General features: G+C 41.4%; 23 protein-coding genes and 3 pseudogenes. 10 read left to right on the top strand and 16 right to left on the bottom strand.

The genetic code is table 11. The annotated features are described in order from the left end of the window. Nucleotides 1-160: 160 nt before the first annotated feature. Both ACUYLD_RS02985 and ACUYLD_RS02980 read right to left on the bottom strand, forming a co-directional pair. On the bottom strand, nt 161-568 hold the full coding sequence (locus ACUYLD_RS02985; protein WP_446674380.1) for a hypothetical protein: 408 nt from the start codon (nt 566-568) through the stop codon (nt 161-163). Nucleotides 569-673: 105 nt separating this feature from the next. After that, nucleotides 674-851: pseudogene (locus ACUYLD_RS02980) on the bottom strand (WXG100 family type VII secretion target); the annotation flags it as partial. A gap of 663 nt (nt 852-1,514) precedes the next feature. Between ACUYLD_RS02980 and ACUYLD_RS02975 the strand changes: the two are divergent. Beyond that, nucleotides 1,515-1,994: a hypothetical protein gene (locus tag ACUYLD_RS02975; RefSeq protein WP_446674379.1), complete on the top strand. Its 480-nt coding sequence runs from the start codon at nt 1,515-1,517 to the stop codon at nt 1,992-1,994. 236 nt (nt 1,995-2,230) lie between these two features. Here the strand turns inward: ACUYLD_RS02975 and ACUYLD_RS02970 are convergent. Continuing rightward, nucleotides 2,231-2,461, bottom strand: a pseudogene (locus tag ACUYLD_RS02970) (copper amine oxidase N-terminal domain-containing protein); the annotation flags it as partial. 467 nt (nt 2,462-2,928) lie between these two features. On the opposite strand from ACUYLD_RS02970, the gene ACUYLD_RS02965 reads away from it, so the two are divergent. Then, nucleotides 2,929-5,205, top strand: a complete 2,277-nt coding sequence (locus tag ACUYLD_RS02965) for a preprotein translocase subunit SecA (RefSeq protein WP_446674378.1) — start codon at nt 2,929-2,931, stop codon at nt 5,203-5,205. Between the two features lie 391 nt (nt 5,206-5,596). Here the strand turns inward: ACUYLD_RS02965 and ACUYLD_RS02960 are convergent, their stop codons facing one another. Further along, nucleotides 5,597-5,758: a hypothetical protein gene (locus ACUYLD_RS02960; protein WP_446674377.1), complete on the bottom strand. Its 162-nt coding sequence runs from the start codon at nt 5,756-5,758 to the stop codon at nt 5,597-5,599. 219 nt (nt 5,759-5,977) lie between these two features. Between ACUYLD_RS02960 and ACUYLD_RS02955 the strand changes: the two genes are divergently transcribed. After that, on the top strand, nt 5,978-7,222 hold the full coding sequence (locus tag ACUYLD_RS02955; protein ID WP_250261890.1) for a hypothetical protein: 1,245 nt from the start codon (nt 5,978-5,980) through the stop codon (nt 7,220-7,222). Nucleotides 7,223-7,365: 143 nt separating this feature from the next. Here ACUYLD_RS02955 and ACUYLD_RS02950 read toward each other — a convergent pair whose 3' ends face one another. After that, nucleotides 7,366-7,614 carry a CPCC family cysteine-rich protein gene (locus ACUYLD_RS02950; RefSeq protein WP_025676434.1) on the bottom strand — a complete coding sequence of 83 codons (249 nt, stop codon included), beginning with the start codon at nt 7,612-7,614 and terminating at the stop codon, nt 7,366-7,368. A 177-nt stretch (nt 7,615-7,791) separates the two neighbouring features. Beyond that, nucleotides 7,792-8,247: a hypothetical protein gene (locus ACUYLD_RS02945; RefSeq protein ID WP_322162938.1), complete on the bottom strand. Its 456-nt coding sequence runs from the start codon at nt 8,245-8,247 to the stop codon at nt 7,792-7,794. Nucleotides 8,248-8,403: 156 nt separating this feature from the next. Between ACUYLD_RS02945 and ACUYLD_RS02940 the strand changes: the two genes are divergently transcribed. Then, nucleotides 8,404-8,691, top strand: a complete 288-nt coding sequence (locus tag ACUYLD_RS02940; RefSeq protein WP_322162936.1) for a hypothetical protein — start codon at nt 8,404-8,406, stop codon at nt 8,689-8,691. A gap of 306 nt (nt 8,692-8,997) precedes the next feature. On the opposite strand, the gene ACUYLD_RS02935 is transcribed toward ACUYLD_RS02940, so the two are convergent. The 9 genes from ACUYLD_RS02935 to ACUYLD_RS02895 form a co-directional block, all read right to left on the bottom strand. Beyond that, nucleotides 8,998-9,222, bottom strand: coding sequence for a hypothetical protein (locus tag ACUYLD_RS02935; protein ID WP_322162934.1), 225 nt, complete (start codon nt 9,220-9,222; stop codon nt 8,998-9,000). Between the two features lie 606 nt (nt 9,223-9,828). Continuing rightward, a complete protein-coding gene (locus ACUYLD_RS02930) occupies nt 9,829-11,199 on the bottom strand; it encodes a transcriptional regulator (protein ID WP_446674376.1) in 1,371 nt (456 codons plus the stop codon). Between the two features lie 1,038 nt (nt 11,200-12,237). After that, complete coding sequence (locus tag ACUYLD_RS02925) at nt 12,238-13,569, bottom strand: helix-turn-helix domain-containing protein (RefSeq protein WP_446674577.1); 1,332 nt, start codon at nt 13,567-13,569, stop codon at nt 12,238-12,240. Nucleotides 13,570-13,792: 223 nt separating this feature from the next. Then, nucleotides 13,793-14,248: an N-acetyltransferase family protein gene (locus ACUYLD_RS02920; RefSeq protein WP_446674375.1), complete on the bottom strand. Its 456-nt coding sequence runs from the start codon at nt 14,246-14,248 to the stop codon at nt 13,793-13,795. A 91-nt stretch (nt 14,249-14,339) separates the two neighbouring features. Further along, nucleotides 14,340-15,017, bottom strand: coding sequence for a VOC family protein (locus ACUYLD_RS02915; protein ID WP_446674374.1), 678 nt, complete (start codon nt 15,015-15,017; stop codon nt 14,340-14,342). 658 nt (nt 15,018-15,675) lie between these two features. Beyond that, a complete protein-coding gene (locus ACUYLD_RS02910) occupies nt 15,676-16,851 on the bottom strand; it encodes an MFS transporter (protein WP_446674373.1) in 1,176 nt (391 codons plus the stop codon). 75 nt (nt 16,852-16,926) lie between these two features. Continuing rightward, complete coding sequence (locus tag ACUYLD_RS02905) at nt 16,927-17,238, bottom strand: ArsR/SmtB family transcription factor (protein WP_061831898.1); 312 nt, start codon at nt 17,236-17,238, stop codon at nt 16,927-16,929. 129 nt (nt 17,239-17,367) lie between these two features. After that, the gene (locus ACUYLD_RS02900; protein ID WP_254349333.1) at nt 17,368-19,416 is read right to left on the bottom strand and encodes an iron ABC transporter permease; all 2,049 of its coding nucleotides are present in this window, start codon (nt 19,414-19,416) and stop codon (nt 17,368-17,370) included. Beyond that, on the bottom strand, nt 19,413-20,408 hold the full coding sequence (locus ACUYLD_RS02895; RefSeq protein ID WP_254349332.1) for an ABC transporter substrate-binding protein: 996 nt from the start codon (nt 20,406-20,408) through the stop codon (nt 19,413-19,415). Before ACUYLD_RS02895 ends, ACUYLD_RS02900 begins: the two co-directional genes overlap by 4 nt. A gap of 168 nt (nt 20,409-20,576) precedes the next feature. Between ACUYLD_RS02895 and infC the strand changes: the two genes are divergently transcribed. The 3 genes and pseudogenes from infC (at nt 20,577) to ACUYLD_RS02880 (ending at nt 22,193) form a co-directional block, all read left to right on the top strand. Next, complete coding sequence (gene infC, locus ACUYLD_RS02890) at nt 20,577-21,089, top strand: translation initiation factor IF-3 (RefSeq protein ID WP_069291562.1); 513 nt, start codon at nt 20,577-20,579, stop codon at nt 21,087-21,089. Nucleotides 21,090-21,192: 103 nt separating this feature from the next. Continuing rightward, nucleotides 21,193-21,276, top strand: a pseudogene (locus ACUYLD_RS02885) (kanamycin nucleotidyltransferase C-terminal domain-containing protein); the annotation flags it as partial. Nucleotides 21,277-21,644: 368 nt separating this feature from the next. After that, nucleotides 21,645-22,193, top strand: coding sequence for a hypothetical protein (locus ACUYLD_RS02880; RefSeq protein ID WP_254349331.1), 549 nt, complete (start codon nt 21,645-21,647; stop codon nt 22,191-22,193). 107 nt (nt 22,194-22,300) lie between these two features. Here ACUYLD_RS02880 and ACUYLD_RS02875 read toward each other — a convergent pair whose 3' ends face one another. Next, on the bottom strand, nt 22,301-22,684 hold the full coding sequence (locus ACUYLD_RS02875; protein WP_025723972.1) for a DUF423 domain-containing protein: 384 nt from the start codon (nt 22,682-22,684) through the stop codon (nt 22,301-22,303). A 219-nt stretch (nt 22,685-22,903) separates the two neighbouring features. Between ACUYLD_RS02875 and ACUYLD_RS02870 the strand changes: the two genes are divergently transcribed. The 3 genes from ACUYLD_RS02870 (at nt 22,904) to ACUYLD_RS02860 (ending at nt 26,044) form a co-directional block, all read left to right on the top strand. Beyond that, nucleotides 22,904-23,377 (top strand): hypothetical protein, encoded by a 474-nt coding sequence (locus tag ACUYLD_RS02870; protein ID WP_039269848.1) that lies wholly within the window; start codon nt 22,904-22,906, stop codon nt 23,375-23,377. A 32-nt stretch (nt 23,378-23,409) separates the two neighbouring features. Beyond that, nucleotides 23,410-24,261, top strand: a complete 852-nt coding sequence (locus ACUYLD_RS02865; protein ID WP_254349329.1) for a DegV family protein — start codon at nt 23,410-23,412, stop codon at nt 24,259-24,261. 157 nt (nt 24,262-24,418) lie between these two features. Next, entirely contained in the window at nt 24,419-26,044 is a 1,626-nt protein-coding gene (locus tag ACUYLD_RS02860) for an S-layer homology domain-containing protein (RefSeq protein ID WP_446674372.1), read from the top strand. Nucleotides 26,045-26,095 lie beyond the last annotated feature (51 nt).

The following is a 26,095-nucleotide window of genomic DNA, read 5'->3' as shown; positions in this document are numbered from 1 at the left end:
TAAGGGAAATGGAGGAAATAGGCAATATGTCTTATTTTATTATCATGATATTTCTAAGGAAGCGTTAGAATGATTATAATAGAAATGCAAAACAAATAATAAACAAAATCCATTAAATACTTTTGCAAGCATTTGGAACTTAGCTCTGAACTCTCACATATTAGTTTATTTTAAATGGAACCTCTATATCTTCACCAATTTCATCTACAGTTTCCTCGATGATTCCCCTTACATCTTCATCCAAATCTTTGTTTAAAGATTCTTTCATCAAGTTATAGCTATTTTTTAAGTTCAGATTAACAACAACTGAAGAATATACATCTACTATCTCTGAAGATGTATCATTCCATATTTTCTGGAGAAAGCTGTCTAATCTTTTTCTCAACGAATCACTTAACAATTCGTAAGTATAAGTCTTCCTGTCAGCAAATTCCGAAAAACATTCCAACGTTTCAAGAATATTTAATTTCTCTAAATTTTCAATGGAGTCTAAATATTGAATAATATAAGACTCTAACTGTTCTTTAGACATAACATCAGGCAATTGTTTAATTTCATTCAAATTCATTGTTCACCTCCCAAGATCCACTGGTATATAGGTAATATTTTGCTGATGGGCCTTCCCATTCTCCACCCAAGAATCTGCCATTTCTTTGGTTACCCCTCGCTCCTGCATGGATTGTCGAGAACCCTGAAATTCCTAAAAAATCTTTCTCGGGTAGCTCCAGACCAGCCTTGTTGGACAAAATCAATTCGTTCAATTCAGCATACGTTCCATTTCATGCTTTCCGTGTAAGAACTATTCAGCCACTTCCATCAATTTTATTAGATGGAACCAATATTCTCCACATACCATCACGCCCGCTTTAATTTTGATGGAAATAATCCTATCAGAAGGGGTGATTTAGGAAAATCTACTATCCTGTTATTTCCTTGTAATCCATGTGACATGTGAACTGAAATAAACAGATTTATTATGTCTTAAGTATTGTATGTCAATGTTAGAGGATGTCTAAGCTAGAATATAGCAGTCATCGCTTTTAAATCTCGATCTTCAAAACGTGCTAACAAAAGTTTTGGTAACCCCAGAGCCTCGGTAATTAAGTCGAGCTGATTAATAGACATAGGCTTATTCTCTGAAACTATGCTACTTATTATCCCCTATTCATGTCTGAAATATGTCCAAATTCTAATAAATTCAACCCTTCTTGTTATAGATAGTGTTCTAATTTAGCTCTAATCGTAATCGTGGGTGTAATTTTCACATGGATAAACCACCCTTCAGCGTGAACTCACTATATGATGCATAGTTAAAATTATTATGTAATTGTGAAACAAGTAATAAAATGGTTTAACGCTCTGATGGTACCATCTTTTTGAACAAATCATATACTTTTCATGCAGTACTCGAGATACCTTTTTGGAAATTTTCCTGATAAATAGATCATTTTGAATACTAGATCTTTTGTATTTTACTTAGTATTTGCAAAAAATATTTTAGGAGAATTCATCTTATGAAGAAAATACTAACAGTATCATTGTCTGCTGCATTAATGTTATCTTTGTCCGCTACATCTTTTGCAGATAACAGTTACATAGAAAATGCGGAGCAATCAATATCTGCAACTCAAGATCAAGGTAATGCTGATGGTAATGAAGTCAAGGATACCTGTTTAATTACACCTATGGATGTTATAACTATTCCTGCTGTTCATCATATAGGAAAAGGAGCTTTCAAAGATTTCTTCACACTCTCTCCTCAGAACGGTAAAAAATTGAATATTTACACTAAAAATAATGGTTCGTCAACAGTTTATCTTAGTGTAAAAGTCAACGGTCAGGACTTCGGAGAAACAACTATTCCTGCTGGTGGACAAAAAACTAGGAATTTTGAACAATTAGTTGGTATTGGCTTATCAGGTAACTATAAAGTATATATTTACAACAATGACGGCTCTCTCTATGACCTTAACATAAGTGCTAGACAATTCTAATTACAAGTGGTTTGTCTCTTTTGTAAGATAGACTCCTGTTTTCATTCGAACGTCTTAAATTCCATTTTGAAATTTGTATGGAAGCTAAGTCGTAAAATTAGACCATGTGTAAAAAAATCGCACATTGGTTTCCAACTACTCAAAGGCTTGGATTATGTGTGTTGCCGTTTGATGTACAATATCAATAGTCTTCAATCATTATACTTTATAAATAGTATACTCTAGATTTAAAAATATTAATTAGAAGTTGTAATGTTCACATTTAATGTTTCACCTATTTTTTTGGCATCCACTTTTGCTCCCAACACTTCAGAAACAATTCTTAAAGGAACTTGAACACGAGTTGTAGGAATCTGCGGTGCAGCTAACATGGTTTTCTTTTCATCGTTGACATACGCAATCTTACTACCGATCGCCAATTTAATTATAGTTCCATCCTTTGATTCGATGGTGACTTGTTGTAAAGTTTTGTCCCAGTCCCTTACTTTCCCCCTAGATTTTCAGAAACGAAGCGAAGAGGAACAAAAGCTGTATTTGTAGCATTTTCAATTATATGGAGGTGAATCTGAATTAGTTCCAAAATTAATAGGAACACCGTTTACCTGTATATTAATTGTGTAATTATAAGGATGTTTTGCACTGGCTTGTACGCTTAGTACAAGTATAAAAATAAGGAATACGGAAACCGTAAAGAATCTTTTCACGATGCAGCTCTCCCTTTGTTAAAATCACAAAATTATCAATTTACTGAAAAGATATATCTTTCTGACCTCCAAGATGTAATTTTCCTGTGAGTCCATACATCGTTGCCTAATAATAAGAATAAAGCAAGGGAGTTGTTTTTTTATTCCAAACTTTGCTATTGTTATAGAGTTTGATTATACTTTAGCCACTATAGAATCGCGTATTTCTACCGAGGAGGGATCAAATTCCGATGAATTTAGCCGTCAAGTTGATGCAAAAATTCAAAGACCGCGATACCCAGAATAAGCTGAAAGGCTATCGGGACAAAGCGGAGCTCATTAGGAAACGGAATTTGGAAGCATGGGACGATCAGCGGCTGAAAGCGGAATCTCTCCGGCTGAAAAAGGATGCAAAATTGGGTACCCCTTTGGATGAGCTGCTTGTCGATGCTTATGCGTTAGTCTGCGAGGCAGCGAAGAGAAAGCTCGGATTACAGCCTTATGATGTCCAGATCATGGCTGCCATCGCTCTGCACGAGAGATTTGTGATCGAGCAACATACCGGCGAAGGAAAAACGCTCTCTGCTGTTATGCCTGCTTATCTAAATGCGCTGACCGGCGAAGGCGTTCATGTGCTCACTTTTAACGATTATTTGGCAAATCGGGATGCGGAGTGGATGGGTCCGATCTATCGTTTCCTCGGGTTAACGGTAAAATCGGTTCAAGCGGGCATGAGCTTGTCCGAGAAACGAGAAGCGTACGCCGCGGATATAACCTATGTTACGGCCAAAGAAGCGGGATTCGATTATTTGCGCGACACGATTACACTAAGCGAAGCCGATACCGTGCATCGTCCTTTCCAGTACGTTATCGTCGACGAAGCGGATTCACTGCTTCTCGACGAAGCTCGGGTGCCGCTAGTCATCGCTGGCGAGCCGGATTCTTCCGGCAACGACGTAATTCGTTTCGCAGATGTGACTAGGCAGCTTGAGCAAGATAAGTATTACGACTTCGACGAGTTCAAGCGGAACGTTTATTTGAATGAGGCGGGCGCTGCGAAAGCGGAGTCGCTGCTGGGATGCGGTAATTTGTACGAAAGCCATAATAGTCATTTGTTGTCGTCGTTAAATTGCGCGTTGTATGCGGAAACGTTATTGAAAAAAGACGTCGATTACATCGTCCGGGACGGTAAAATCGAGCTGATAGACGAATATACCGGCCGCGTGGCGGAGAACAGGCATTTGCCAGAAGGACTGCAAGCCGCGCTTGCAGCCAAAGAAGGGCTGTACTCGAAAGTCGGCGGGAAAATTCTCGGAACGATCACCCTTCAACACTTCATTAGCCTGTATCCAAAAATTTGCGGAATGACGGCTACCGCGTACGCTTCCGCAATGGAATTCAAAGAGATTTATGCACTGCAGGTCGTGCAAATTCCACCGAACCGGCCAAACATACGGATCGACCAACCGCATCGGATTTATACCCATAAGGAAGCCAAGCTTAAGGCGCTTGTCCAAGAAATCTTGTCCGTCCATGCGATGGGACGACCGATTCTCATCGGTACGTCAAGTGTGGAGGAGTCTGACATGCTGGCAGAGGCGCTAGCAGTTGCCGGCGTACCCTGCCATGTTCTGAATGCAAAAAACGATGCAGAAGAAGCCGAGGTCATTGCAAGAGCGGGAGAAATCGGCGCCGTGACGGTGTCTACGAATATGGCGGGACGCGGCGTCGACATTCGGCTCGGCGGTGGCAACCCTACGCAAGCAGAAGTTGTCGCCAAGCTGGGAGGGTTATACGTGATTGGTACGCATGTAAACGAAAGCGTGCGGATCGACGACCAACTGCGCGGGCGTTCTGGGCGCCAAGGCGACCCTGGAGCTTCCGTATTTTTCGTAAGCTTGGAGGACGAGTTGTTACTTCGGTTCGGCATCCATAAAGCGATTCGCGCCCACAGGCAGGATGAGGCTCTCGAAGACCCAGCGCTACGCAGCAAAATCGCGCATATTCAACGTGTTATTATGGGCCAAAACTTCGATATCCAGCAGGAACTGAACTGTTATTCGGATATGGTGGAGGATCAGAGGCGAATTCTATACAAGGAGCGGCTCGCAATTTTAAAAGGCAAGAAGCCGATGAGTCCTTTGGAGCAGCGCGTACGGCTTTTTTATATCGACAAGTTCTGGGCCGACCATCTAGCATACGTTTCTTACCTCCGTGAAGGCATCCACTTGGAAAGCCTTGTCAGCGGCAATCCGATCGACGAATTTCATGCACAAATCACCCAAGCATACGAGCAAATTCCAGCTAAAGTAAATAGCGAGTCGGCGAATATGCTTGTAAGGCTCGGAGGTTCGAATGATCCGGCGAAGTGGGAAGAGTTCGGTCTGAAGAGTCCTACTTCCACTCGGACTTATATAATCAACGATCAATACATCCAGAATATGCGCAGCTCATGGACCGCAATGACTGTATTTGCTTTTGGGATTCGCAAGATTTTGAGGCCGATATTCAAACTGTCAAAGTTTTGATGCAGCGTAGCTTTTTCGAGGATGACCGGGACGAATACGAGCGAACGCTCGATTCATCCTGCGCTGAAAAAGTTGAAGCGAAGCATTGACTCCGTGTTGACTTCGGACGATAAAAAATACATCGCAAGGGCGTGCAGGCGCATGGCGATGTAATCAAAGATGAAGTACTTTGAATTAAATCTGTTTCCCTAGAATCTGATTATATATCTTGTCCGCTTGGATTTCTCAGTTTTATCAACGGTATAAACATACCAACTACTGCCGCCAAAGCTATGGCGGCTTTTTTGCATTCATTTTGAGGGGGGATTTATATGCCGATGGCAACAAGCATAGCCAGTATAAAGCAGGCATTCTCATTGAATGTAACCGCCATCGGATGTTGGGCTGATAGTCAAGCCTGATTCTGAGATTGAGCCGTTATTCTTCTCTTTTTCTCAGCAATAAGTAAACCTAGCAGTATATATCCTCTGTACAATAATCCAATTAAAAGCACTCCACCAGCAATAGAAAGGAGAATAACTAAAATATTAAATATAAATAGAAATAACTCCAAAAAGACACCTCCAAAGTAAATTAGCCTTATATTTATCCTATAGTAAGAGTCGTGTCGAAGTATCATGAAGCTTGTCATAAAACAAAATAAGAAAGCAGTTGAATGAAAGAACTAAGTTATTCAAAAAGGCTAGTGGTCAGAATAAAATACTATATCTGTGCAACTTCCTTTCGTTTTTCTGGTATATATGATAAAAAAATGAAATCAGGTGTTTATTGAATGAGACGAATTTTTGTTTCTCTACTTGTAGCTTCCTGCCTTCTTATTTCTGGCCTGCTTCCAACGGCTCTGAGTTATGCGGAGAATTCAAATTCCACTCTTCCCGTTGTAGCAGAGGATGCGGCTGTGTTCTATCTGGTTCCGCACCAACTGACTGCCAAATTAAACAAGTCTTCTTTATCGCTGGATTCCGTCTCCCTAAAGGCCGCTCCACTGCTGAGGAAAAATAATCATTTGTATTTCCCGTTCAAATGGCTGGAAACAGCTCACTTGGCAACCATCAAGCGAGATGCAAAGACAGGCAGCACGTGGGCGGAGTTTGACACTGAGAACTCGGTACCTTTTTCCTCATTTCGGTTGATGCCTAACCAATCAAAGATTTTCAGGTACTCAGACGGAACAATGACAGCGCTGGATGAGTCAATCCCTAAAACGTTTATGAAAAACGGTCAATTGTATATTCCAGCGTCACTCCTGCCTAAGATGGGAATAAATTATACATGGAGTAATGGAGTCATGCACTGGATGTGGAACGATAAAGTAGCCAAAGCGCTTCATCCAACGTATACAACGGACAAGGAAAACATCACTTTTAGCGCATTAGTACAAAAAGAGTTCGGGCATGCTTATGTTTTGGTGAATACAGGACACGGTGGTATGACAAGCTCCATTGGAGGTGGCATAAGCACGTTTAAGGGAACAGAAAAAACAACTGAAAAGTCAATTATAGTGAATGGAAGAACATTTCAGCGGATTGAATATTCAGTAGGCCTTCGCCCTGGTCCAAATCCACTGGAAATTACGACAAATGATAAAGGATCTGCTAAGATAATGGTCCATCGTAAAGTATTAAACCCGTCCTCCGTTCCTATCAGATACAACCATCCCGAGAACGAGCAAGACATCCGCTTCACCAATCCGACACAGGGGTACCTCCGTGTACAGGCTGGAGATCCAATAGCAATTGCTGGAGTCGTGACAGCTACGTATCTGGAAAGCAATGAAGTTTCTTTTGGTGTGGCAGCATTTCAAAACGATGATTTTATTGAAGTTGAAAAAAAGACCGTTGTCCCACTCAAACAGGATAAATCCTTTAACGGTTCTATCGTTATTCGAAAACCCGGTACTTATTTGGTCAATATTCTAAGTCCAGATGTATTCGTGGGAGGTAGTTCACCGTACGGCTCTGTCAAATGGGCTGAGATAGCAGTCGAAGTGTTGCCTAAAACCAAGAAAAACCCATAATTCTTCTCTTTCAGATCTAACACCAGCTAAATATGGACCAGTATATTAAAGGAGCAGCGGCGGACACAAGACTTGATAAATAAAGTCTTGTGTCCGCCGCTGTTGTCATTGAACTAACGTTTCCCGTTAGCGTAATGAGACTGTCACTTTTTTAAAAGTGGTTTCCAGTTCTCATTACGCTCATCGTTAATCGTTGGCTTACGATTAACACGTCCTTGTAAATAAGCTTTTTGATATTGCCTTAGCGATTCAATATTTGCTCCCCCTTCATAATCGGGATCGTGATATTGAACAACATCATCCTCCCAAAAACAAATATCACAAATGTCATAGGTACCTGGTGGTTCATAATCCAGTGTCTTATAACCACAGCATGGACATGCATATTTCATATATAGTGACCTCCACATAAACAGTCAGCACTTTGATGTGTTCGCTATATGATTACCTAGCTTGCCCGCTAGCGTAATGAGCTAAAGTAACTTATTAAATGTATATCTAATCGTCGATCGGTACAAGTTCTTGTCCCTCGACAACTCGACTTTTGATAGGAACAAATTTCTGCCTCTTCAATATGGTGCTTTTGACTGTGTAAGAAGAACTTGTCCTTTTGGTAGACCTGTCCCACCGTAAATAGTCACTTTATAAGCGCCTGAAGGAACAAGTGGCATACTATCATTATTTATAAGTTCTACTGTTGCGTCTGCTGCAACACTTACATTAAAAATAACCGTATTCTTGCTGTTGTGCTGTACTTCGACCCTAAAAGAGTGTGCTCCAGTATTTTTTGCATTAAGTTTAATATGTGGATATCCAACTGTCACAGAATAATCTTTTTCAGGGTCCACTTTATCACCCGCTAAATCCCAAGTTAGTGTATCTTCGAGTGCATCAGGACTGCTTTCAAAGATTTCATTTTCTTCTTTGGATTTTAAATCAACATTATTTTTCAAGGCACTTGAAACGCCAATAATAAGTAAAATAGATGCAGTGGTAACAATAATCTTCATAACTTTGTTTTTCATTCATGTAACATTCCTCTCAATGAACAAATTTCAACTAGCGTTTCCCGTTAGCTTAACAAGGATTTCTTTTAAATACTAGGCTTTTCCTATACTAATTTGAATGGCTTCATAGTACACAAATTCTCCTTTTCCATAAACATTATTGGAGGCTAGTAAATGAGTAAATTTGAAAAAATTATAATTAAGTATTTGTTTTACGTTTTTTTTGTAGGAATATATTATTCCTTTATTAAGGGGCCAACAACAATGAGTTTTTCAATCAACGGTATGTTTGAATTTTATACAGTACCCACTTCTACCTTTATTTACAGAACTTTATCAAGCTCGTTTATACTAAGCCTCATTGCTGGAGTGGTCTATACAATCGTTTTTTTATGTATAAAAGGAAATAAGTGGATTTCCCAGAATAATTCCAAAGCAAAAAGAGCCGTCCAATCGCAATAGCTCCTTTTCTTTATTGACGGTTCAAAGCAATATTGCGCCACTGGTAACGCCACTTTAAGCTTGCTCCTACAAAGGAGATAGTTATAAAGAAATATGGAATGCCAATCTTTATTGTAATTATATTTGCAAGCATTTGGATACTTAGTAGCTACACTAAAAGTCATACTCAAATCGAAGTATTCAATTATTTATTCAGTTGAAACTCAAATAGCTTAAAGCTCCCTTAGTTAGTACATAAGTTATATTTAAGGACGAAATCAATACAAGGTATTTTTATAAAAAAGATCAAGCCCAAAATATACTTTTTCAAATTTCTATGTTATCCCACAATTCTAAAATAGTCTTTTCGTCAATCTTTCCATTAACAAACAACTTTTTTTTCGCTGATTGAAACGACTGCGAAAAACTGTCTCTTTCCCGAGTAAGAAAATACTTTTCTTCATTATAGCTAATCCAGTAGCTATCGTTTTTATAATAGAACTGAAACTCTTCCCCCATCTCAAAACGTTCTACTAATTCAGTGTATTCCAAAACATTCCCCTACTTTTTATTGATTCTTTTTTACGTTCCGTCTTCTTTCCACTCAAGTGTTCTATTTCATGCCTTGGTAAGAACTGATTAGCTACTTCTATCAATTTATCAGGTGGAACTAATATTCTAGCCATTTTACCACGCCCACTTTAATTTTGATGGAAATAATGTTATCAAAAGAGATGTTTTAGGGGAATCCATCTACTATCCCGTTATTTCCTTTTAAATCATGTGACATTTGAACTGAAATAAACAGACTTTTATATCTAAAGTATCATAGTCCCTTGTTATAAGATACATGGGCCAACGTAGCACTATTAGCTTTCAATTCCCTAACCTGACCATACCCTGTAACCCAGGAATCCGTGCCAGGATTTTCTTGTAAGTATGTAGCTGTATTTTGTGATGCCAAGTTCCTGAATGATATCAGCTTGTGTTCTGCAAAGAAATTAAAGTTATTTACCTCCCTATCATCGTCTGGTTATTTCTATTTTTGATTACCATAAATCCTTTCTAGCTCAACAATGCACTTATAAATATTATATATATATTAAAAAGGCTAGACGGATCATTCCATCTAACCTTTTTGAGAATAGTTTAATCAGCTTACTCTTCATCTTCGTTAACCGCTTTAATCAGATTTCCATAGACTTCCTTCGTGTGAGCAGATGCATGTTCTTTAAAATGTGTAAACAACCTCATACATCTAATTGCTTGTATTCTATTATTAGCTTCAGCAGACTTTTCCAAACAGCTGAACAAAAATGTGAAGCCGTCTGAAAATCTCCCCTTACGCAAAAGATAGATTGCCAATTCCCTTGAAAAATGAGTAAAACGTTCTGAACTAATTTGTTGAGTATATACTCCTACCTGATTTTGTTCATTCAAAAGAGACTGAATTTCTGCTTCAAACAATTCAAGGATGTGATCTATATTTATATTATATCGATTAGCCACCTCAATTATATTATCTATTGCGGGGAGTATTTCATCTTTCTTTGAAGAAAAATAAGCAACATAATCAGGGATTACACTTAAGTCGCCTGACATAAGCCTATTCACATAAATATTAGCGCTTGCCCATTCTTTAAATTGATTTTTCCATTCTAGGGTCGTTTCATCTTTCTCTTCTACCCAGCTTAAATCGGCATATCTCTGGATATGTTGGAGTGCTGTCTCATAATCTTTATTAGCATCACAAACTTCAGCACGTATTAAATGCGAAAATGCCCAGTAGACAAATGAAGGGTATAGCGGCTTCTTTGTATGTTCACTATTTTCAGAATGCTGTTGATCAATTTTGTATTGTATTTTCGCTTTATTTCCCAGCAATTTAGCAAAATAATCTAATTTAACCCATTTTCGTAGAGAACGATATGTATTCACCAACGCTCTTAGTGCATCAAGCTGATCTATTTCATCTAATCTTTCAACGTAAGGCTCGAACTGAACCGCTGCATCATAGTTTTTCTCTTGATCGTCTCCAACACGAATCGTAAACAATCGATAATGGCAAACCGCCAATCGCTCTGAATGTTGCTGTCTTTCACTCTCGGCCACATTTTCATAAAGAAACGCCGCTGCTTCATTGTGACCATCTCTGTAAATATTCTCAGCTACTTCAAAGAGTAACGGAGGATAGATTGGATTATCCAGCAACAAAAATACAACTCGTTGCAAGCAATCGAGTCGGTCAAGCTCCACACATCGGTACAAAAAAGGGCTAATTCTTCGCCAGTTGAGCGTTTCTTCTATGATACACTCTTCAATGTAACGTTCATAAAAATAGTCTGGTGGTAATTCCATCCCGGCAGTAATGCGATCCAATTGGTTAACGGATAAAATACGATTTCCAGTAACAATACTGCTAACCGTACCTACATTCAAATCAATGATGTGTCCAAACTCGGTCATGGTTAAGCTTTTCCGTATCAGATAGGTTTGAACTTCTGCTCTAATCGTAGGTGTGATCTCCATAGATAAACCACCCTTCATCATAAACTTTTCATATGATGCATAGATAAAAAACTATGTAATTGAGAAACAAGTTATAAAATTAATTTATTTGATCACTCATGATTATACCGTTTTTTAGAATAAAATCATATATATTTCAGATATTTACTCAAGATACCTTTTTGGATAGTTTACAATGATTTCATAATTAAGTGGAATATCAGAGGACAACTCAAGCAATACAAAGTTACCAGATTGAGTAGATGTATTCAAATTCCATTATAATTTATCGGTAGATTCGTCTTAAAATTGGTATGTAAAGCTGACCAACTACCGTCTACAATTTGCGTATGGTATCAAGTCGAAAAATAGGCTGAGTCAGGAAGTGGAAGTGCTATGCCTATATTTGTGGAAATTGAATGGTAATTTGATTTTAACCACCTCCGGGGTATATAAAAGCAGAAATCAGCGTCCATTAAATAACTATACGGTGTAGATAGATGTGCTAGAGGAAATTGTAGAAATTAAAGAGATGTTTTGGGTGAACGCCCCCATTTAATCTAAATAATAACATATGGATATTAAAAACAAAGAAACCTAGACTTATTATCTAGGCTGTAACAGTATACGTAGTGTACACATATGAATTTAGAGTCTGTTCATTTCAGTCAGTTATGAGATTTTAATAAAATGAACCCGTACATGTCAGTAAATTGAAAACAGCTATGAAAGCTTTATTTATCCAGATATTTTTATGCAGCAATTGCAGTGCTGTGGACATCCGTGGAGCCATAAAATATTTAGGGTTTATTCATGTATAGCAAAATAATATTAAAATACGTCATATAAAAAAAGAGCTAGACGAACAATCCCATCTAACTACTTGATAATAGTTGATTTTCTATGCTCTACTGTAATCATGAACTTGCGACATTTTATTCTCACATTCCTCCATGTTGCCCTGTGGGCTCATAAGTAGACCCTTTGTCTTGGTGCTGAAGAAGGGGAACCGCTACTACTACTAGTATAAAACTGGTAACTAAAAAAGATAGAATTACTTTACGTTTCATCATTATCCACCTCATTAATTAAATTTCTATATGCTGTTTTCGTCTCAGATGCTGCACATTCCTGATAGAACTCATATAGCTTTACACACTTAATTATATACGACTTATTATTGGTTAATGTAGATTTTCCCAAACAATTTAACAAAAAAGTAAATCCATCCACAAAATTATTTTTGTTAAAGTAGTAAACCGCTAATTCATGTGTGAAATGAACATAACGTTCCATAACTAATTGTTGATTGTACGTACCTACACACTCAGGTTTATCCAGCAAAACTAAAATTTCTGTTTGAAATTGATTTAGTATATTATCAACATTTAAATGATATCGATTAGCAGCTTCAAGTATGTTATCTAATCCGGAAAGTAACTCTTCTTTCCTTGAAGAAAAAAATGTTACATAATCAGCCAAAACACCAATTTCACCAGCATGAAGTTTATTTACATAAGTATTGGCTTTAGACCATTCTTTATATCTCATTTTCCATTTTGAAGTGACTTCATCAGTTTCTTTCACCCAACTTAAGTTACCATATGTGTACGTATGTTGAAGTGCCTTCTGATAATCTTTATGAGCTTCACAAACTTCAGCACGAAGTAAATGAGAAAATGCCCAATAAGCAAACAGAGGAAAACTTGGTTTCTTTGAATTTTCTTTTTTCATATGATGCCGTTGTTGTTCCAGTTTGTATTGAATCTTAGCTTTGTCTCCCAAAGCTTTAGCGAACAGTTCTACTTTGTCCCATTTACGTAACGAACGGTATGTATTCGCCAAATCTTTTAACGCTTCTAACTGATCTATCTCATCTAGTCGTTCAACATATATTTCAAATTGAACTGCCGCCTCATAATTTTTCTCTTGATTGTCTCCTTGCCTCGTGTGGAACAAGCGGTACTGACACATAGCGAGGCGTTCTGAGTATTGTTTTTTCTCACTTAAAGCTACATTTTCATAAAGTATGGCTGCCGCTTGGTACATCTTTTCATGAAATAATTCTTCAGCAAGCTCAAATAAGGATTCTGAATAGCCCAACTTGTCCATCAATAGATTGACCACATCATGAATGCAGTCCAGTTTGTTTAATTTCGCACAGTTATGTATGAAAGGACTCATTCGACGCCAATTCGGATTAGCCTCTGTTAAATACTCAGACACATACCGTTCGTAGTAATAGCCAACGGGATGCCCCATTGCTTTTGTAATTCGGTCTAGCTGATCCACTGAAAGAGTGCGGTTCCCATTAATAATACTGCTCATGGTGCCCGGATTCATTTCCGCTGCTCTAGCTAAATCACTTAGGATTAAATCATGATCTCTCATATGTTTTGCTATCTCTGTGAGTATCGTGGTTGTTGTGTTGTACAAAGTAACCACCCCTTATCAGGAACTTATTAGGATATCAGCTCATTAAAAAAGGACTATTGCAATCCAATGATTGTATAGCCTTTCCGCAATTCATTGTACCATCTTTTGGCACAATATCATATACCTTTCAGAACCTTACTTAAGATACCTTTGAAGGGTTTGCAAAGAAAATTAAGCTCTATAAATCCTGAGACATACGAATCATATCTCTACATTGTATGCCATTCTCATAAATTTCTTCTAGATAGTTGTGTCTAACAAAGAAATCTAGATCTACACCAACAATTCTGAACCCACATTTTTGGTAGAGAGCTAACTGCCCAATGCTAGAGTTTCCTGTACCCATTTCCATCATTTTATAACCTTGTGCCCTGGCTGTTTCAATTGCATGTGTTACTAATTGTCTGCCTATTCCTTTACCATGCATACCTTCTGACACTGCTATATTCACTAACTCAACTGTTTCAGGTCTTGTAGGTAAAAGAACATAGACCCCAACAATATGATGGTCAATCTCTGCTACATAACACTCCCCTCTTTTTAAATATTCCTCAACAAGTTGGTGCGATGGATCAGCTAGTAACAAAAGCTCTATTGGATATTTTTCATTTGAATTAAGTAGTCTAATATTCATATATTCTCTCCTGTATGTATTATGATCCCCCTATTTCCACCCCATCGTAAGCTTTATTCCAGAAATCCGGGGGTGGTGGAGATGGGAAGCACTATCCGTCTGATCTCAATTCATACAAACCATTATGCAGTGAAAGACTGGCAGAGTATGGACCTTCAAACAAGACACTGATGCTGAACACGGTCGGAAGCCTATCATCAGGAAACCAAGGCCGTTGCTTGTCTATGACTATAAATGATCCTTCTACATCCCCTAGCGGCGCGAATTTCTGTCCAGCCCCTCCCCATGAATCAAGTTGGAACGTTTCGGTGATTATCCTAGATACTTCGGGGACATCATCGACAGGAAGACCGATCTCGCTTATACGAAGTAGAGAGTTGGGCCCGAAAGCTTCAGTGACTGCGTTGTTGAGTGTATGGTGAGCGATGAACTCGACAAGGTTATGATCCGGATCATAGAAGTAAAGCGCTGTTGCATTCCAGTTTTCGAAAAAAAACTCATCTTCTTGAGGTCTTGAAATCAATGAAATCCCACGGTCGATGGCCCAATGTTTTGCCTCTATGAATTTATTTGTTGGAATCGTAAAGGCAATATGGTAAAACTCATTTTCCATGTGGGAGGATTCCTGAAAAGCAAGAACCGATTCCCCTACTTGAAACGACAACCGCGAAGGACCTTCCTCCGTAATCTGCAAACCCAAGAGAGAGCCGTAAAAAGCTTTCATTGCTTCGAAACTGTGGGTGCCTAAGAGCACTTCTTTTAATTTCAATGCATTGATCCTCCCCATAAATAATATTGAAGCCCATTAGTCCGTCGTATCCAGATCAGCATTTTATCTCAGACTGTATGAGGTCATTACATTGGTTATTAATTATCCTTTAAATCGCTTAGAAGTTTGGCATTCACATCCAATGCCTTAAATCGAAGTAATATATCCTGTTCATCCAGAGCTTACTTTTTACCATTTCGAGATAAAGCTTGGGCTGGTCCCGAAATGCTCTTGCACTTCCAATCGAGTGTGCCTTCTTGAGATATTTATGAGCTATTACAGGGTTGCTCTGATGAAGAAGTGTTTCCGCCATCTGAATATAAGGTTGAGCATGTATAATCCGGTGCCCTGTACCTTCCAAATCTAAAATCTCCTCATTTAAAAGCTCTACTGATCGCTGAGTATGCCCGTTATAATTGAGAATTTGAACGTATTGATGCAAGGTTACACCTGTACATAGAGATGCCTACCCCTTCATTGCGATTAGCGAAAACGCTTAATTAAGGATATCACTCCCCAGATGAGCAACGCCAAAATCCCGATAACGATTACGAATGTCATTAAGATCGAAGTCCATACGAAATGCAATCAACATCACCCCATGCATCATTTTATGGTCATCATCGTCTAGAGTACTCTTCTAATATCTCTCCATATTTTAACGCACGTTGACTTCCGTTGCATTCGAATTGAACCATTTTATTTTTATAATCATAGATAAAAACGCTAGCAGTGCAAACATCATTCCGCTCCAGATGAGCTGGTGTATTCCCAAGTGAGAGATAAACCACCCGCCCATAGCAGCCCCTATCGTAATACCCAGATTAGAAAATGAGACAAACAGACTGTTACCAAACTCTGGAGCTTCTTTCGCTTCAGTGGTTAACCATGTTTGACTAATAATTAGCCCCCCGGAATGCACGGCCCCCCAAATGAGTACAACCACAACCATCGGTAGGAAAGAAGCTCCTAGAGCATAAGTGAATACGTAAATGACCATATATAGCAATGGGAACATGATGACGGTCTTTGTCAGATTTTTATGTAATAATCCTCCAAATAAAAAGTTTCCAAAAATCATGACGATTCCAAAGACCATCAACATCATACTGATCCATGACCCGTTCATAAGAGTTACTTCTCCAAGATATTCGGCAAAGTAGCTATACACCGAAAACATAGCTGCAAAGATAAAAATAACAGTCACAATGTTGAACCACAATTGAGGTTTACGTAATATACCAAGCTGTTTGCCATAAGACATCTTTTCCTGAACGGGCAGGGAAGGAAGCCATACGAGTATTCCCACAAATGCAATCATGCTTACGACAGCTCCAAACAAGAAAGCAGCTTCTAACGATATCTTTTCAGCAAGATAGGAAGTCAAAGGCACGCCAAACGCAAATCCTACTGTAATTCCAGCGAAAACCTTGGTGACGGCTTTACTACTCTTTTCAGGAGGGACAAGATGAGATGCAGTCACGAGAGCGACCGAAAAAAAGACAGGATGAAAAATAGCAGGAAGAACACGAAAAATGAGCATGACCTCAAAATGAGTGGTATAGGCATAGACAATATTAGAAATGACAAAACTGAATACAGCGGTTAATAGAATGACTTTACGATTCATGCCGGAAACGAGTAAGGTCAAGAACGGACCTGAAATGGCAACAACTAAAGAAAAAATACTGACGAGCCAACCAGCCTGGGCAGCTGATACATTGAATTTTTGGGTTACTTGAGGGAGAACGCCTATAATCCCCATTTCCGTTGTAATAATGCCGAATACGCCTAAAGCCAGAATGATAATAAGTAACGGGTTAACCTTTTTCATTTTAAATATAAGCCTCCAATTTAATTATATATATAGATTTGTAGATATATTATGTGAAAAAAACCTCCTTTCAGTTTATAGTTCCTTTTGAACGTACTCGGCAAATTCCCGGATTGTTTTTTCATTCCGACGATAGTACGTCCACTTCCCAATACGCTCAGACTCTAACAAACCGGATTTTTGCATCGTTAATAAATAACTTGAAATCACAGACTGCGCAAGTCCTGATTTAGCCTGAATATCTCCCACACATACACCAATTTGAAAATTAAGCCCTTGTTTTAGATAAGCCTGTTCATCAAAAAACTCTTCTGGTTTTTTTAACCACAGCATAATTAGACGACGAGTTTCGTTTGACAATGCTTTATAAATCAATGACGGTTCCATATAAAACATTATATCTATTTTATTAGATTTGTAAATATAAAGTCCAATGATTACGTAGAAAATTAATAATAAAGGCTGCTTCCCCACGGAAAATCCGTTGGGAAGCAGCCTGTTCAAGTACATATTTAACTACACTGACTTACTCTTATTGGAGCGATACATCAAGTACAGGAAATACGGTGCACCAATCAGTGCGATCAGCAATCCGGAAGGAATTTCGGTCGGCGCAAGCACTGTCCGGCCAATCGTATCAGCCAGCACCAGCATTACTGCTCCCAAGAGGCTCGACAGAACAATGGAGCGGCGTACATGGTGCCCAATCAACGTACGCACGATATGCGGAGCAATCAGCCCGATGAAGCCAATTGTCCCCACACAGGCTACCGCTCCACCCGCCAGCAGCACACCCACTGCCATGGCCAGCAGCCGGGTGCGGCGCACCGGAAGTCCCAGTCCCATAGCGCTGCTATCGTCAAATACCAAAAGATCGAAGCGGCGAGCTAGCCACCAGGCTATTGGCAACAACACGAGCAGAAAGGCCAGAATCGTCGCCACCTGTCCCCAGTTTCGAGCGTAGGTACTACCCGTCAGCCAAATATAGCCTGTACTGCCCCAAAGCGAGCCTTGGATAATCAGTACCTGAATGCCGGCTGCTCCGATCGCTGATACAGCAATCCCAAGTAGGATGACCACAGACGGGTTTAGGTGCTTGTTCCATGATAAAAAGAAGATCACCGCCGCCGACACCGTCGCTCCGGCAATCGCCGCGATGGGCAGCATATAAACAGGTAGCCCAGGCCAAACGATAATCACTGCAAGCGCACCAAAGCCAGCCCCTGAAGAAACACCAATGATCGAGGCATCCGCTAAGGGATTACGAACGGCTAATTGGATCAAGACACCGCTGACCGCAAGCGCGATACCAGCCCCGGCTGCCACCAGCGTGCGCGGAATTCTAAACTGCAGCAAGGCCGAATTTGCGTTCTCACCGCCGAACAGGCCGGACAATAGATCGCCGACAGGAATTCGCATCCCTCCAAACATCAGGCTGAATACAGTCAACAGCACGGCACCGCATCCAAACAACGTGACTAGCCTGCCATACGGTAATTTCCGAGAGCGCACACCTATGTTCATGGAAGACTGCCCGCTAATACCAGAAGGCAGCTTCATTTTCCACAGAATCAGCCAAATTAACCAAGGAGCACCGATCAAGGCCATCACGGCTCCGGTCGGCAGGTCCATGCTTGATTGGTGGACCATTTTCGCCAGCACGTCAGCACCCGTCAACAGCAATGCCCCCCAGAGGAAGGAACCGGGCAGCACCCAACGATGCATTTTTAGACCGCTTAAGCGCACCAAATGTGGAGCTACCAAACCCACAAAACCAATGGGTCCAATGACGCTGACTGTAATGGTTGACAGCAGGACAGCCAATACAATTCCCACCGCCCGGGTCAAGCCAACCTTTTGCCCGAGTGACGTGGATGTGGACTCATCCAGATCCAGAACATCAAACTGCCTTGACAGCAGAACGGCAATGACCGAGAGTCCTACGACCCAGGGCCAGGCGTAAGTCGTCCCGCTCCAATCGTTTTGCACAAGCGAGCCAGAACCCCAGAGAAAAAGTCCCTGGGTTTCAAATGAATAAAAGATATGCAAAGCTCCGGTAAACGAACCGAGAACCATGGATACAATCAAGCCGGCAAGCGCCAACCGAATCGGACTTCCAGCTCGTCCCCCGCCCATGAAGTAAGCCAGTACCGCTGCAAGCAGGCCGCCGACAGCGGCAAATAGAAACGGCGCCTGATGCAGCAATCCGGGAAACATCACCGCGCCAAGGACGACCACAAAGTAGGCACCAGCGTTAATTCCTAGTGTATCAGAAGCCGCCAGCGGATTTTTGGTGATGGCCTGGAGCAGAGCACCGGCGATGGCCAGCGCACCACCTGCTAGGATTCCGATGACCGTACGCGGCATTCGGAGATCCCACACCATGTTATGATCAAGCGTATTCTGACGCTGGGTCAACGCCTCAATTACTGTATGCAGCGGGATTGAAGCCTCTCCATAACACAAGCTTACAAAAAAAAGCACGATGAGGACGATCAATCCGCCCCCAAAGATGCTTCCTACACGCCAAGTCTTCGATAAACCCGTTGTGTCTGTTCGGGTCATTTCGTCAGAACTCCAACTACTTGATCAACCAGTACTTTGGATGAGATAGGACCACCGAATGTCCATGTTGTACCGTCCAGCGGATAGGTACGTTTTTCTTTGACAAAGTTCAGTCCGTTCCATACCGAGTTGTTCTTCATCGCGGCTCCAAATACATCGTCCGTCTTTTGCGTAATATAGATAAAATTGCTGTCCTGTACAGCTGGAAGAGCTTCAATGCCAACGGTGCTAAACCCGTATTTCTCGGTCTTGTCCGACTTCCAGTCGTTCACCATGCCGATTTTCGCAAGCGTTCCTACTACAACCGAATTTTCTTTGAACATTCGTAGACTGGCAGCATTTTGAGCTGTAAAGGCCTGTGTCAGCGCATAGTGAAAGTCTGCTTTGCCCGCCTTCTCCAATGTAGCCTTTGCATCTACATAGTGCTGGTCAAGTTCGCTTAGGACCTTATCAGCCTGTTCCGTTTTACCGGTAGCTACAGCTACTTGCTTAAAGATTTCAACCATACGGTCGTAATCATAGCCGTTCCCCTTGTAAGGATCGAATTCTATCGTTGGTGCAATTCCTTTAAGCTGCGCATAGATCGCTGCATTGTTATCGGCGTTAGAGATAATAAGATCCGGCTTGAGCGCTGCAATCGCTTCTAGATTCGGTTCGCCCCGTGTGCCGATATCAGTTACGGTATCAGCCAGCTTCGCCTCCGGTGTTACCCACAGCTTGTAGTTTTCATTGTCTGCATTGCCGACCGGCTGTACGCCAAGTGCAATGAGATCCTCGGTAAACGTCCATTCGAGTACCACGACACGTTCCGCTGGCTTGTCCAGTTTGACTTCCCCGTGGTCGTCCTTAACCGTAACCGGACCAGCCGTTGTGGATGTCTGCTCAGACCCTGCAGTACCTTCCGTCTTCGAGCTATCCCCAGCTGCACCGCAGCCCGCCAATACAATAGTAAAAACTACAAATAATAATAGGCTATTCAACATCTTTTTCATTTCTCTCAATCACCCCTGTATGTATATTGCATTGGAAAATGATAATCATTATCAGTAAAAGATTATAGGGGTTAGTGACTTTTGTCAATACGGATAAATCTAAAATTGAATCACAAACAGGTTCCGTATATGATAGCTTTATCATTGTTTAAGGGAGGCTACATTTACGTGGCAGTATTAATCAACGAGCAAATTAAAGCTGACGAAGTGGTACTCACTGGACTCGCGGGAGAGAAGCTCGGCGTTGTCTCCAAGTCAGAAGCCTTGGCTATGGCCCGATCCCAAGGGGTGGACCTGGTATGTACCTCACTCATGAGCAGCCCACCGCCCTGTAGCTTGGTCGCAAAAGGCAAAGGAAAAGCGCTGGCGCAAAAAGAAACCGCAGCAAGCAAAAATGTCGGCCGAGCCGCAAGAAACAGCGGCAAAGAAAAGGTCAAGGAGCTTCGCTTCACTGCTCATATTGAGGAGCATGATTACGACACGAAGCTGCGTCAGGCAGACAAACATCTGCGTTCCGGCAAACCGGTGCAGTTGGTCGTTAAAGCGTCTGGAGCAAAAGAAGCCCCCGTCGCCAAAGCGGTACTAGAGCGGCTACTAGTCGATCTGAAGGAAGCCGGAGTGAAGGAAACTGGAATCCAGACAGGCGGCAAGGGCTCGCAAGTGAAATTAAACCCGCGCTGAATGGCGAATCCGTAAATTGGAAAAGTCACTTTGACCCTAGGAAACAGAGGGAGGTCACTAATGGACATGAATGGACCTGTCAACATTTCTCGAAGTGAGAGTATTAAAGGAAGCGGCCGAATCCCCAACAAAGGAAGATTTCAGGCATGCCATCAACGAAGTGCCTGTAGGTGAAATGTATGAGTTTAATCGAAAATAAAATTGCTTTAATTGCGCTTACTATAATATATCATTTTTTTGATATGCCCAATCCCTCTTTCGATAAGGGGGATTTTACTTTTCTTCTGGATGTATGATACTGCTTCGTTATATTTTTCCACTGTAATATATTTAAAATTTAAACTACTTGATTTCACTCCCTACCTCCTTTATTCTCTGTATATGTAACTCTGGCTTTGCTTATCTGAGAAAATATTACGCATAGGGCTTTATATAGATTTTATTTTTGTTAATATCCAACAACAGGGCCTTAGGCACTATGATAGATTACGTTTTAATGATATATTGATAGGTACTATAAAAGACTAATTACCCATGGCTTGGGCTGGAGGATGTATGCAAAAGGAATCAAATCAAGACGAAACCAGTTATTTATTTAATGTAGATGTATTAGTTAAAGGTCGTTCGAACGTAGAGGCCCTTCAGTTCCTGCTTAATCTCTTGAGCCAAAATGAACAAATTGCGGATAGCCGGATTCAATCCGGTATCGAACTTGGCAATTTAATTGAAGCTGCACTGTACCTAAAAAAACAGTCGGCCGTGAATAACCCATCTAATGCAGCCGCTACGCTCGCGGAAAAATTCTCTAAAAAGAAATCAGCCGCAATTGCGAACAAGCCACCAGTCGTTCAAGAGATCAAACAATCCCATGTACAGCCAAAGCCTGCAATTCAACAAGACCTTAGTACGTATGAATGGATCAAACGCTATATTCAAGATAACACGCTTGTACGGTTAATCGTGAACCGCTATGGCGGACAGCGCAGCATTCCTTGCCGCATCCTCAATCTGGATCATGATAATAGCCTACTGAGTGTGTATCATGTAGATGAGAAGCAAGTGTACTCCTTTAAAATGAATGAGATCGATGAAATCACATCGTAAATGTAAATATTTCACAAAAAAAACGAAGCACGAAAAAAGAGAACGGTCAGGAAAAACATGACGTCTTTCTTGTCCATTCTCTTTTTTTGCATTATCCGAAAAGAACTCTAATCCTCTTTCTTCAGACCCATGGCAGCCCATGCCAGCAATATCCATCCTGCAATAAAACACACGCCTCCTAGAGGGGTAATAGCCCCCAGCACACGGATTCCGGTCAAACTTAGCACATACAAGCTACCAGAAAACAAAATGATACCCGTCAATAACAGACGCGCTGCCCATCTTAAACGGTTGGAAGGACCCCACTGTCCGGCAGCCAATGCAATGATCAGCAAACCGACAGCGTGAATCATATGATATTTCACACCTGTTTCATACACGGCCAAAGCATCCGCGTCGATCCGGGCTTTCACAATATGTGCCCCGAACGCTCCAATGGCTACCGCCAACATCATCATTATAGATCCCACAAATATCCATTTTCGTTGCATGTTTGTGTACTCCTTTTCATCTCATCCTTTTAGCCGAATGTTCTTCTTATTTTATCGAAACCGTATGAAGTTTACCAGCCAGCGTGTGTGAACAGACCGCATACAGAATTGGATGATTAGACCCTGTCTTTTGAAGGGTAATGTGTAGGATGGCTTGCTTTTTTGTTTATTTTGTGGAAAATTAGTACCTGTTCGGACTATGTTCAAGGAGTGGAAAAAATGAGTTACCAAGATCCTAATTTGCAAAAACCTGCTGCGTCAGAGGAGCACCCTGTTTTTTCAGAAGCTCCTGTGTTTCAGCCTCCGGTCAAGCTCAAACATTCCGGTCCCGGAATTGCTTCTTTTATTATGTCGCTTGTCAGCCTGATCGGATATATTATTCTGGCTATTATGGTCATTAATCTGCTGGCTCATTTCAGCCAATACCAAACGTTGAACCCGGAAGTCGCTCTACAGCAAACCGGAACGGTATTGCTTCCTTTTATTTTTTTAGGCAGCCTGTTGCTGAATTGTAGCGGACTTGTGGTCGGTATCATTGGAATTGCGTTAAAAAACCGTAAGAAAACCTTTGCTATTATAGGCTTAATCATTAATGCACTTATTATTGTGGGCTTTATTGCTCTTCTTGCCATCGGTCTTTCCGTTCCGAATAGCACAGCGGATATCTATCCTTCCTCCGTGCAATCTTTATAATTTTTCTGCATCACACAGAGAGGATTCAATGTATGAACAAAATTAAAATTTTTGCCGACAGTACCAGTGATGTTCCTGCTCACTGGCGTCAACAGTACGAGATTAGCATTGTGCCATTGTATACAGTATTTGGTGATGAGGCATTGCAGGATGGGGTGAACATTCACCCGGAACAATTATTTCAACGTGTAAGCCGCGAGGGACATTTACCGCGTACCGCCGCACCTTCTCCGTCGGATTTTATTCAAGCCTTTGCGCCCTACATAGAACAAGGGGACGACATTTTATATATCAGTCTGTCTTCCGAGCTATCATCGACGTACCAGAATGCGCTACTCGCTGCCTCTGAATTTCCGGAAGGTCGCGTTACGGTTTTTGATTCCTTGAATTTATCGTGCGGCTTTGGCCTGCTTGTGATGAAAGCTGCTCGTGCGGCAGCCAACGGCAATACGATAGAGCAGATTGTAGACATGTTGACGAAAACCAGGCCGCTCATAGACACGGAATTTGTCATTGATACACTTGAATACCTGTATAAAGGCGGAAGATGTTCAGGCATGCAAAACCTGATCGGCAGTCTGCTCAAAATTCGTCCGGTGATCAAAGTGATTGACGGAAAAATGGCACCTGCCTACAAAGTCCGCGGCAAACGTGAAAAAGCTTTGGATCAGATGCTGCAAAATGCACTGAATCAACGAGATCAGATGGATAACGATATCATTATTGTCGTGCACGCTTTGGCCGAGGAAGATGCGCTGATGCTGCAAGCTCGCTTGAAAGAAGAAACGAACGCACAAGAGGTACTGCTAACTACAGCAGGCTGTGTCATTTCCAGTCATTGTGGTCCACAGACCATCGGTATTATGTATGCCAAAAAAGCATAGTTTATCCAATATCAAACCCGTTGCCGCATAGGTGGCGGGTTTTTTGGTATTTTTCCAGCAATTTAGCAATGAATAACTTTCCTCTTTTTGATAGTATTATTCGTCGAGTAACGATATATGAGTCTACAATCTATCATAAAAAAGAAGGTTATTTGGTATGAGTTCCAAACGATCACGTTGGTTAACCAGGCTCACGCTTTCAGCAACTGCAGCCATCACAATATTCACAACATTCACTTCATACTTAGCTGCTCCAGCAGCAGCATCCGGCGCTACGTTCCAAGATATTGCACACAGCTATGCCTATCAGTCTATTATTTCCCTGCACGCTAAAGGAATTTTGAACGGTACACAACCTGGTTACTTCTCTCCTAAAAAGGCTGTTACCAGAGCCGAATGGGTTACCGCACTGGACCGTACACTCGGTCTGGAGCCTGTACAAGCGACCGTTTCCTCCTACCGGGATGTTGCCAAAAAGACGTGGTACTATGGATGGATTGAAGCGGCTTCTCAACTTAATATCGTTCAGGGGGGAACGTCTGCTACATTCCAACCTAATAGTTCCATAACTCGTCAAGAAGCGGCCTTGATGATCGCACGTCTCATCCGCTCTTCGGGCGGATCAGGAGATGCTACTTCCTCCTTCACAGATACTGGCGAAATTGCAGACTGGGCCCTTGATGCGGTAACCACCATAAATCGTTACGGCTTTATGAAAGGTGAAAGTAACTATTTCCGTCCTGCATCCTCTCTGACCCGTGAAGAAACAGCAGTAGTGCTGGAACGACTGCTAACGTATTCAACAAAGCATGCTAACCAAACTGCTTCCACCGCTTCTTCCATCCGAATAGGCTGGCAATATGATCAAACCGTTCAGCAGTTTGAAAATACGGTGCTCCAATCCAACATCAACACCCTATCACCACGTTGGTTTTTTCTAAATGAAACAGGTATTATCAGCGATTATACCAATTCGTCGCTGCTTGCCTGGGCCAAACAGTATCATAAAAATATCTGGGCGATGGTAGGCAACCGTTCCAACCTGGCACTGACGCACCAAATTCTGTCCAGTGAGGTTCTACGAAATACGACTATAACTCAGCTTGCTAATGCCGTATCTGTGTACGGTTTGAACGGACTTGTCATTGATTTTGAAAATGTAGATGGTCAGGATCGTGCCAATTTAACATTGTTCGTCCAACAATTAAAAGCTAAGTTGAAGAGTCAGAATACGGTACTGGCGATTTGTGTATCCCCTGATTACGGAACGGACTGGACTGCCGCGTTTGATTATAAACAGCTTGGCGCTGCGGCAGACTATCTGATCCTGATGGGATATGACGAGCATTGGGGAGGTAGCTCGATCCCCGGCTCTGTGTCCTCACTGCCATGGCTCCGTGAAAGCGTGCGGCGTTTTGTACAAACCACCTATCCGGAGAAAGCGATCTTGGCGTTACCATTATTTACACGGAACTGGACGCTTAACGCTAGCGGGCAATCAATCGCTTCCTCTGATATTTCATTAGATCAGCAAAACCAGCTAGTATCTCGTTCCGGCTCCAAACCAATCTGGAATGAGGATATTCAGCAGTATACCGTGTCTTACAAAGACACGCAGCTTCATAAGCTGTGGCTCGAGGAAGGACGATCCTTCACTCGTAAGTATCGCTTGGGACAGGATGCTGGGTTTGCTGGCTTCGCCTACTGGTATCCGGGCGGAGCAAGCTCTGATCTGTGGTCCAGTGTAAAAAACGCAGACCGATTTATACAGCGTGGTTTATAAAATACGAAGCCTTCAACCTCACATGAAAAGTGAAGTTGAAGGCTTTGGCAT

Source organism: Paenibacillus sp. SER-28, assembly GCF_052906305.1.
Note: the sequence above shows the minus strand (reverse complement) of the source record. Positions and strands in the feature narration are given on the sequence as shown.

Bases quoted from the DNA above. Each gene is read 5' to 3' on its own strand.
- ACUYLD_RS02985 (WP_446674380.1), bottom strand. From the start codon at position 568: ATGAATTTGAATGAAATTAAACAATTGCCTGATGTTATGTCTAAAGAA.
- ACUYLD_RS02975 (WP_446674379.1), top strand. From the start codon at position 1,515: ATGAAGAAAATACTAACAGTATCATTGTCTGCTGCATTAATGTTATCT.
- ACUYLD_RS02965 (WP_446674378.1), top strand. From the start codon at position 2,929: ATGAATTTAGCCGTCAAGTTGATGCAAAAATTCAAAGACCGCGATACC.
- ACUYLD_RS02955 (WP_250261890.1), top strand. From the start codon at position 5,978: ATGAGACGAATTTTTGTTTCTCTACTTGTAGCTTCCTGCCTTCTTATT.
- ACUYLD_RS02950 (WP_025676434.1), bottom strand. From the start codon at position 7,614: ATGAAATATGCATGTCCATGCTGTGGTTATAAGACACTGGATTATGAA.
- ACUYLD_RS02945 (WP_322162938.1), bottom strand. From the start codon at position 8,247: ATGAAAAACAAAGTTATGAAGATTATTGTTACCACTGCATCTATTTTA.
- ACUYLD_RS02940 (WP_322162936.1), top strand. From the start codon at position 8,404: ATGAGTAAATTTGAAAAAATTATAATTAAGTATTTGTTTTACGTTTTT.
- ACUYLD_RS02930 (WP_446674376.1), bottom strand. From the start codon at position 11,199: ATGGAGATCACACCTACGATTAGAGCAGAAGTTCAAACCTATCTGATA.
- ACUYLD_RS02925 (WP_446674577.1), bottom strand. From the start codon at position 13,569: ATGAGAGATCATGATTTAATCCTAAGTGATTTAGCTAGAGCAGCGGAA.
- ACUYLD_RS02920 (WP_446674375.1), bottom strand. From the start codon at position 14,248: ATGAATATTAGACTACTTAATTCAAATGAAAAATATCCAATAGAGCTT.
- ACUYLD_RS02910 (WP_446674373.1), bottom strand. From the start codon at position 16,851: ATGAAAAAGGTTAACCCGTTACTTATTATCATTCTGGCTTTAGGCGTA.
- ACUYLD_RS02905 (WP_061831898.1), bottom strand. From the start codon at position 17,238: ATGGAACCGTCATTGATTTATAAAGCATTGTCAAACGAAACTCGTCGT.
- ACUYLD_RS02900 (WP_254349333.1), bottom strand. From the start codon at position 19,416: ATGACCCGAACAGACACAACGGGTTTATCGAAGACTTGGCGTGTAGGA.
- ACUYLD_RS02895 (WP_254349332.1), bottom strand. From the start codon at position 20,408: ATGAAAAAGATGTTGAATAGCCTATTATTATTTGTAGTTTTTACTATT.
- ACUYLD_RS02880 (WP_254349331.1), top strand. From the start codon at position 21,645: ATGCAAAAGGAATCAAATCAAGACGAAACCAGTTATTTATTTAATGTA.
- ACUYLD_RS02875 (WP_025723972.1), bottom strand. From the start codon at position 22,684: ATGCAACGAAAATGGATATTTGTGGGATCTATAATGATGATGTTGGCG.
- ACUYLD_RS02870 (WP_039269848.1), top strand. From the start codon at position 22,904: ATGAGTTACCAAGATCCTAATTTGCAAAAACCTGCTGCGTCAGAGGAG.
- ACUYLD_RS02865 (WP_254349329.1), top strand. From the start codon at position 23,410: ATGAACAAAATTAAAATTTTTGCCGACAGTACCAGTGATGTTCCTGCT.
- ACUYLD_RS02860 (WP_446674372.1), top strand. From the start codon at position 24,419: ATGAGTTCCAAACGATCACGTTGGTTAACCAGGCTCACGCTTTCAGCA.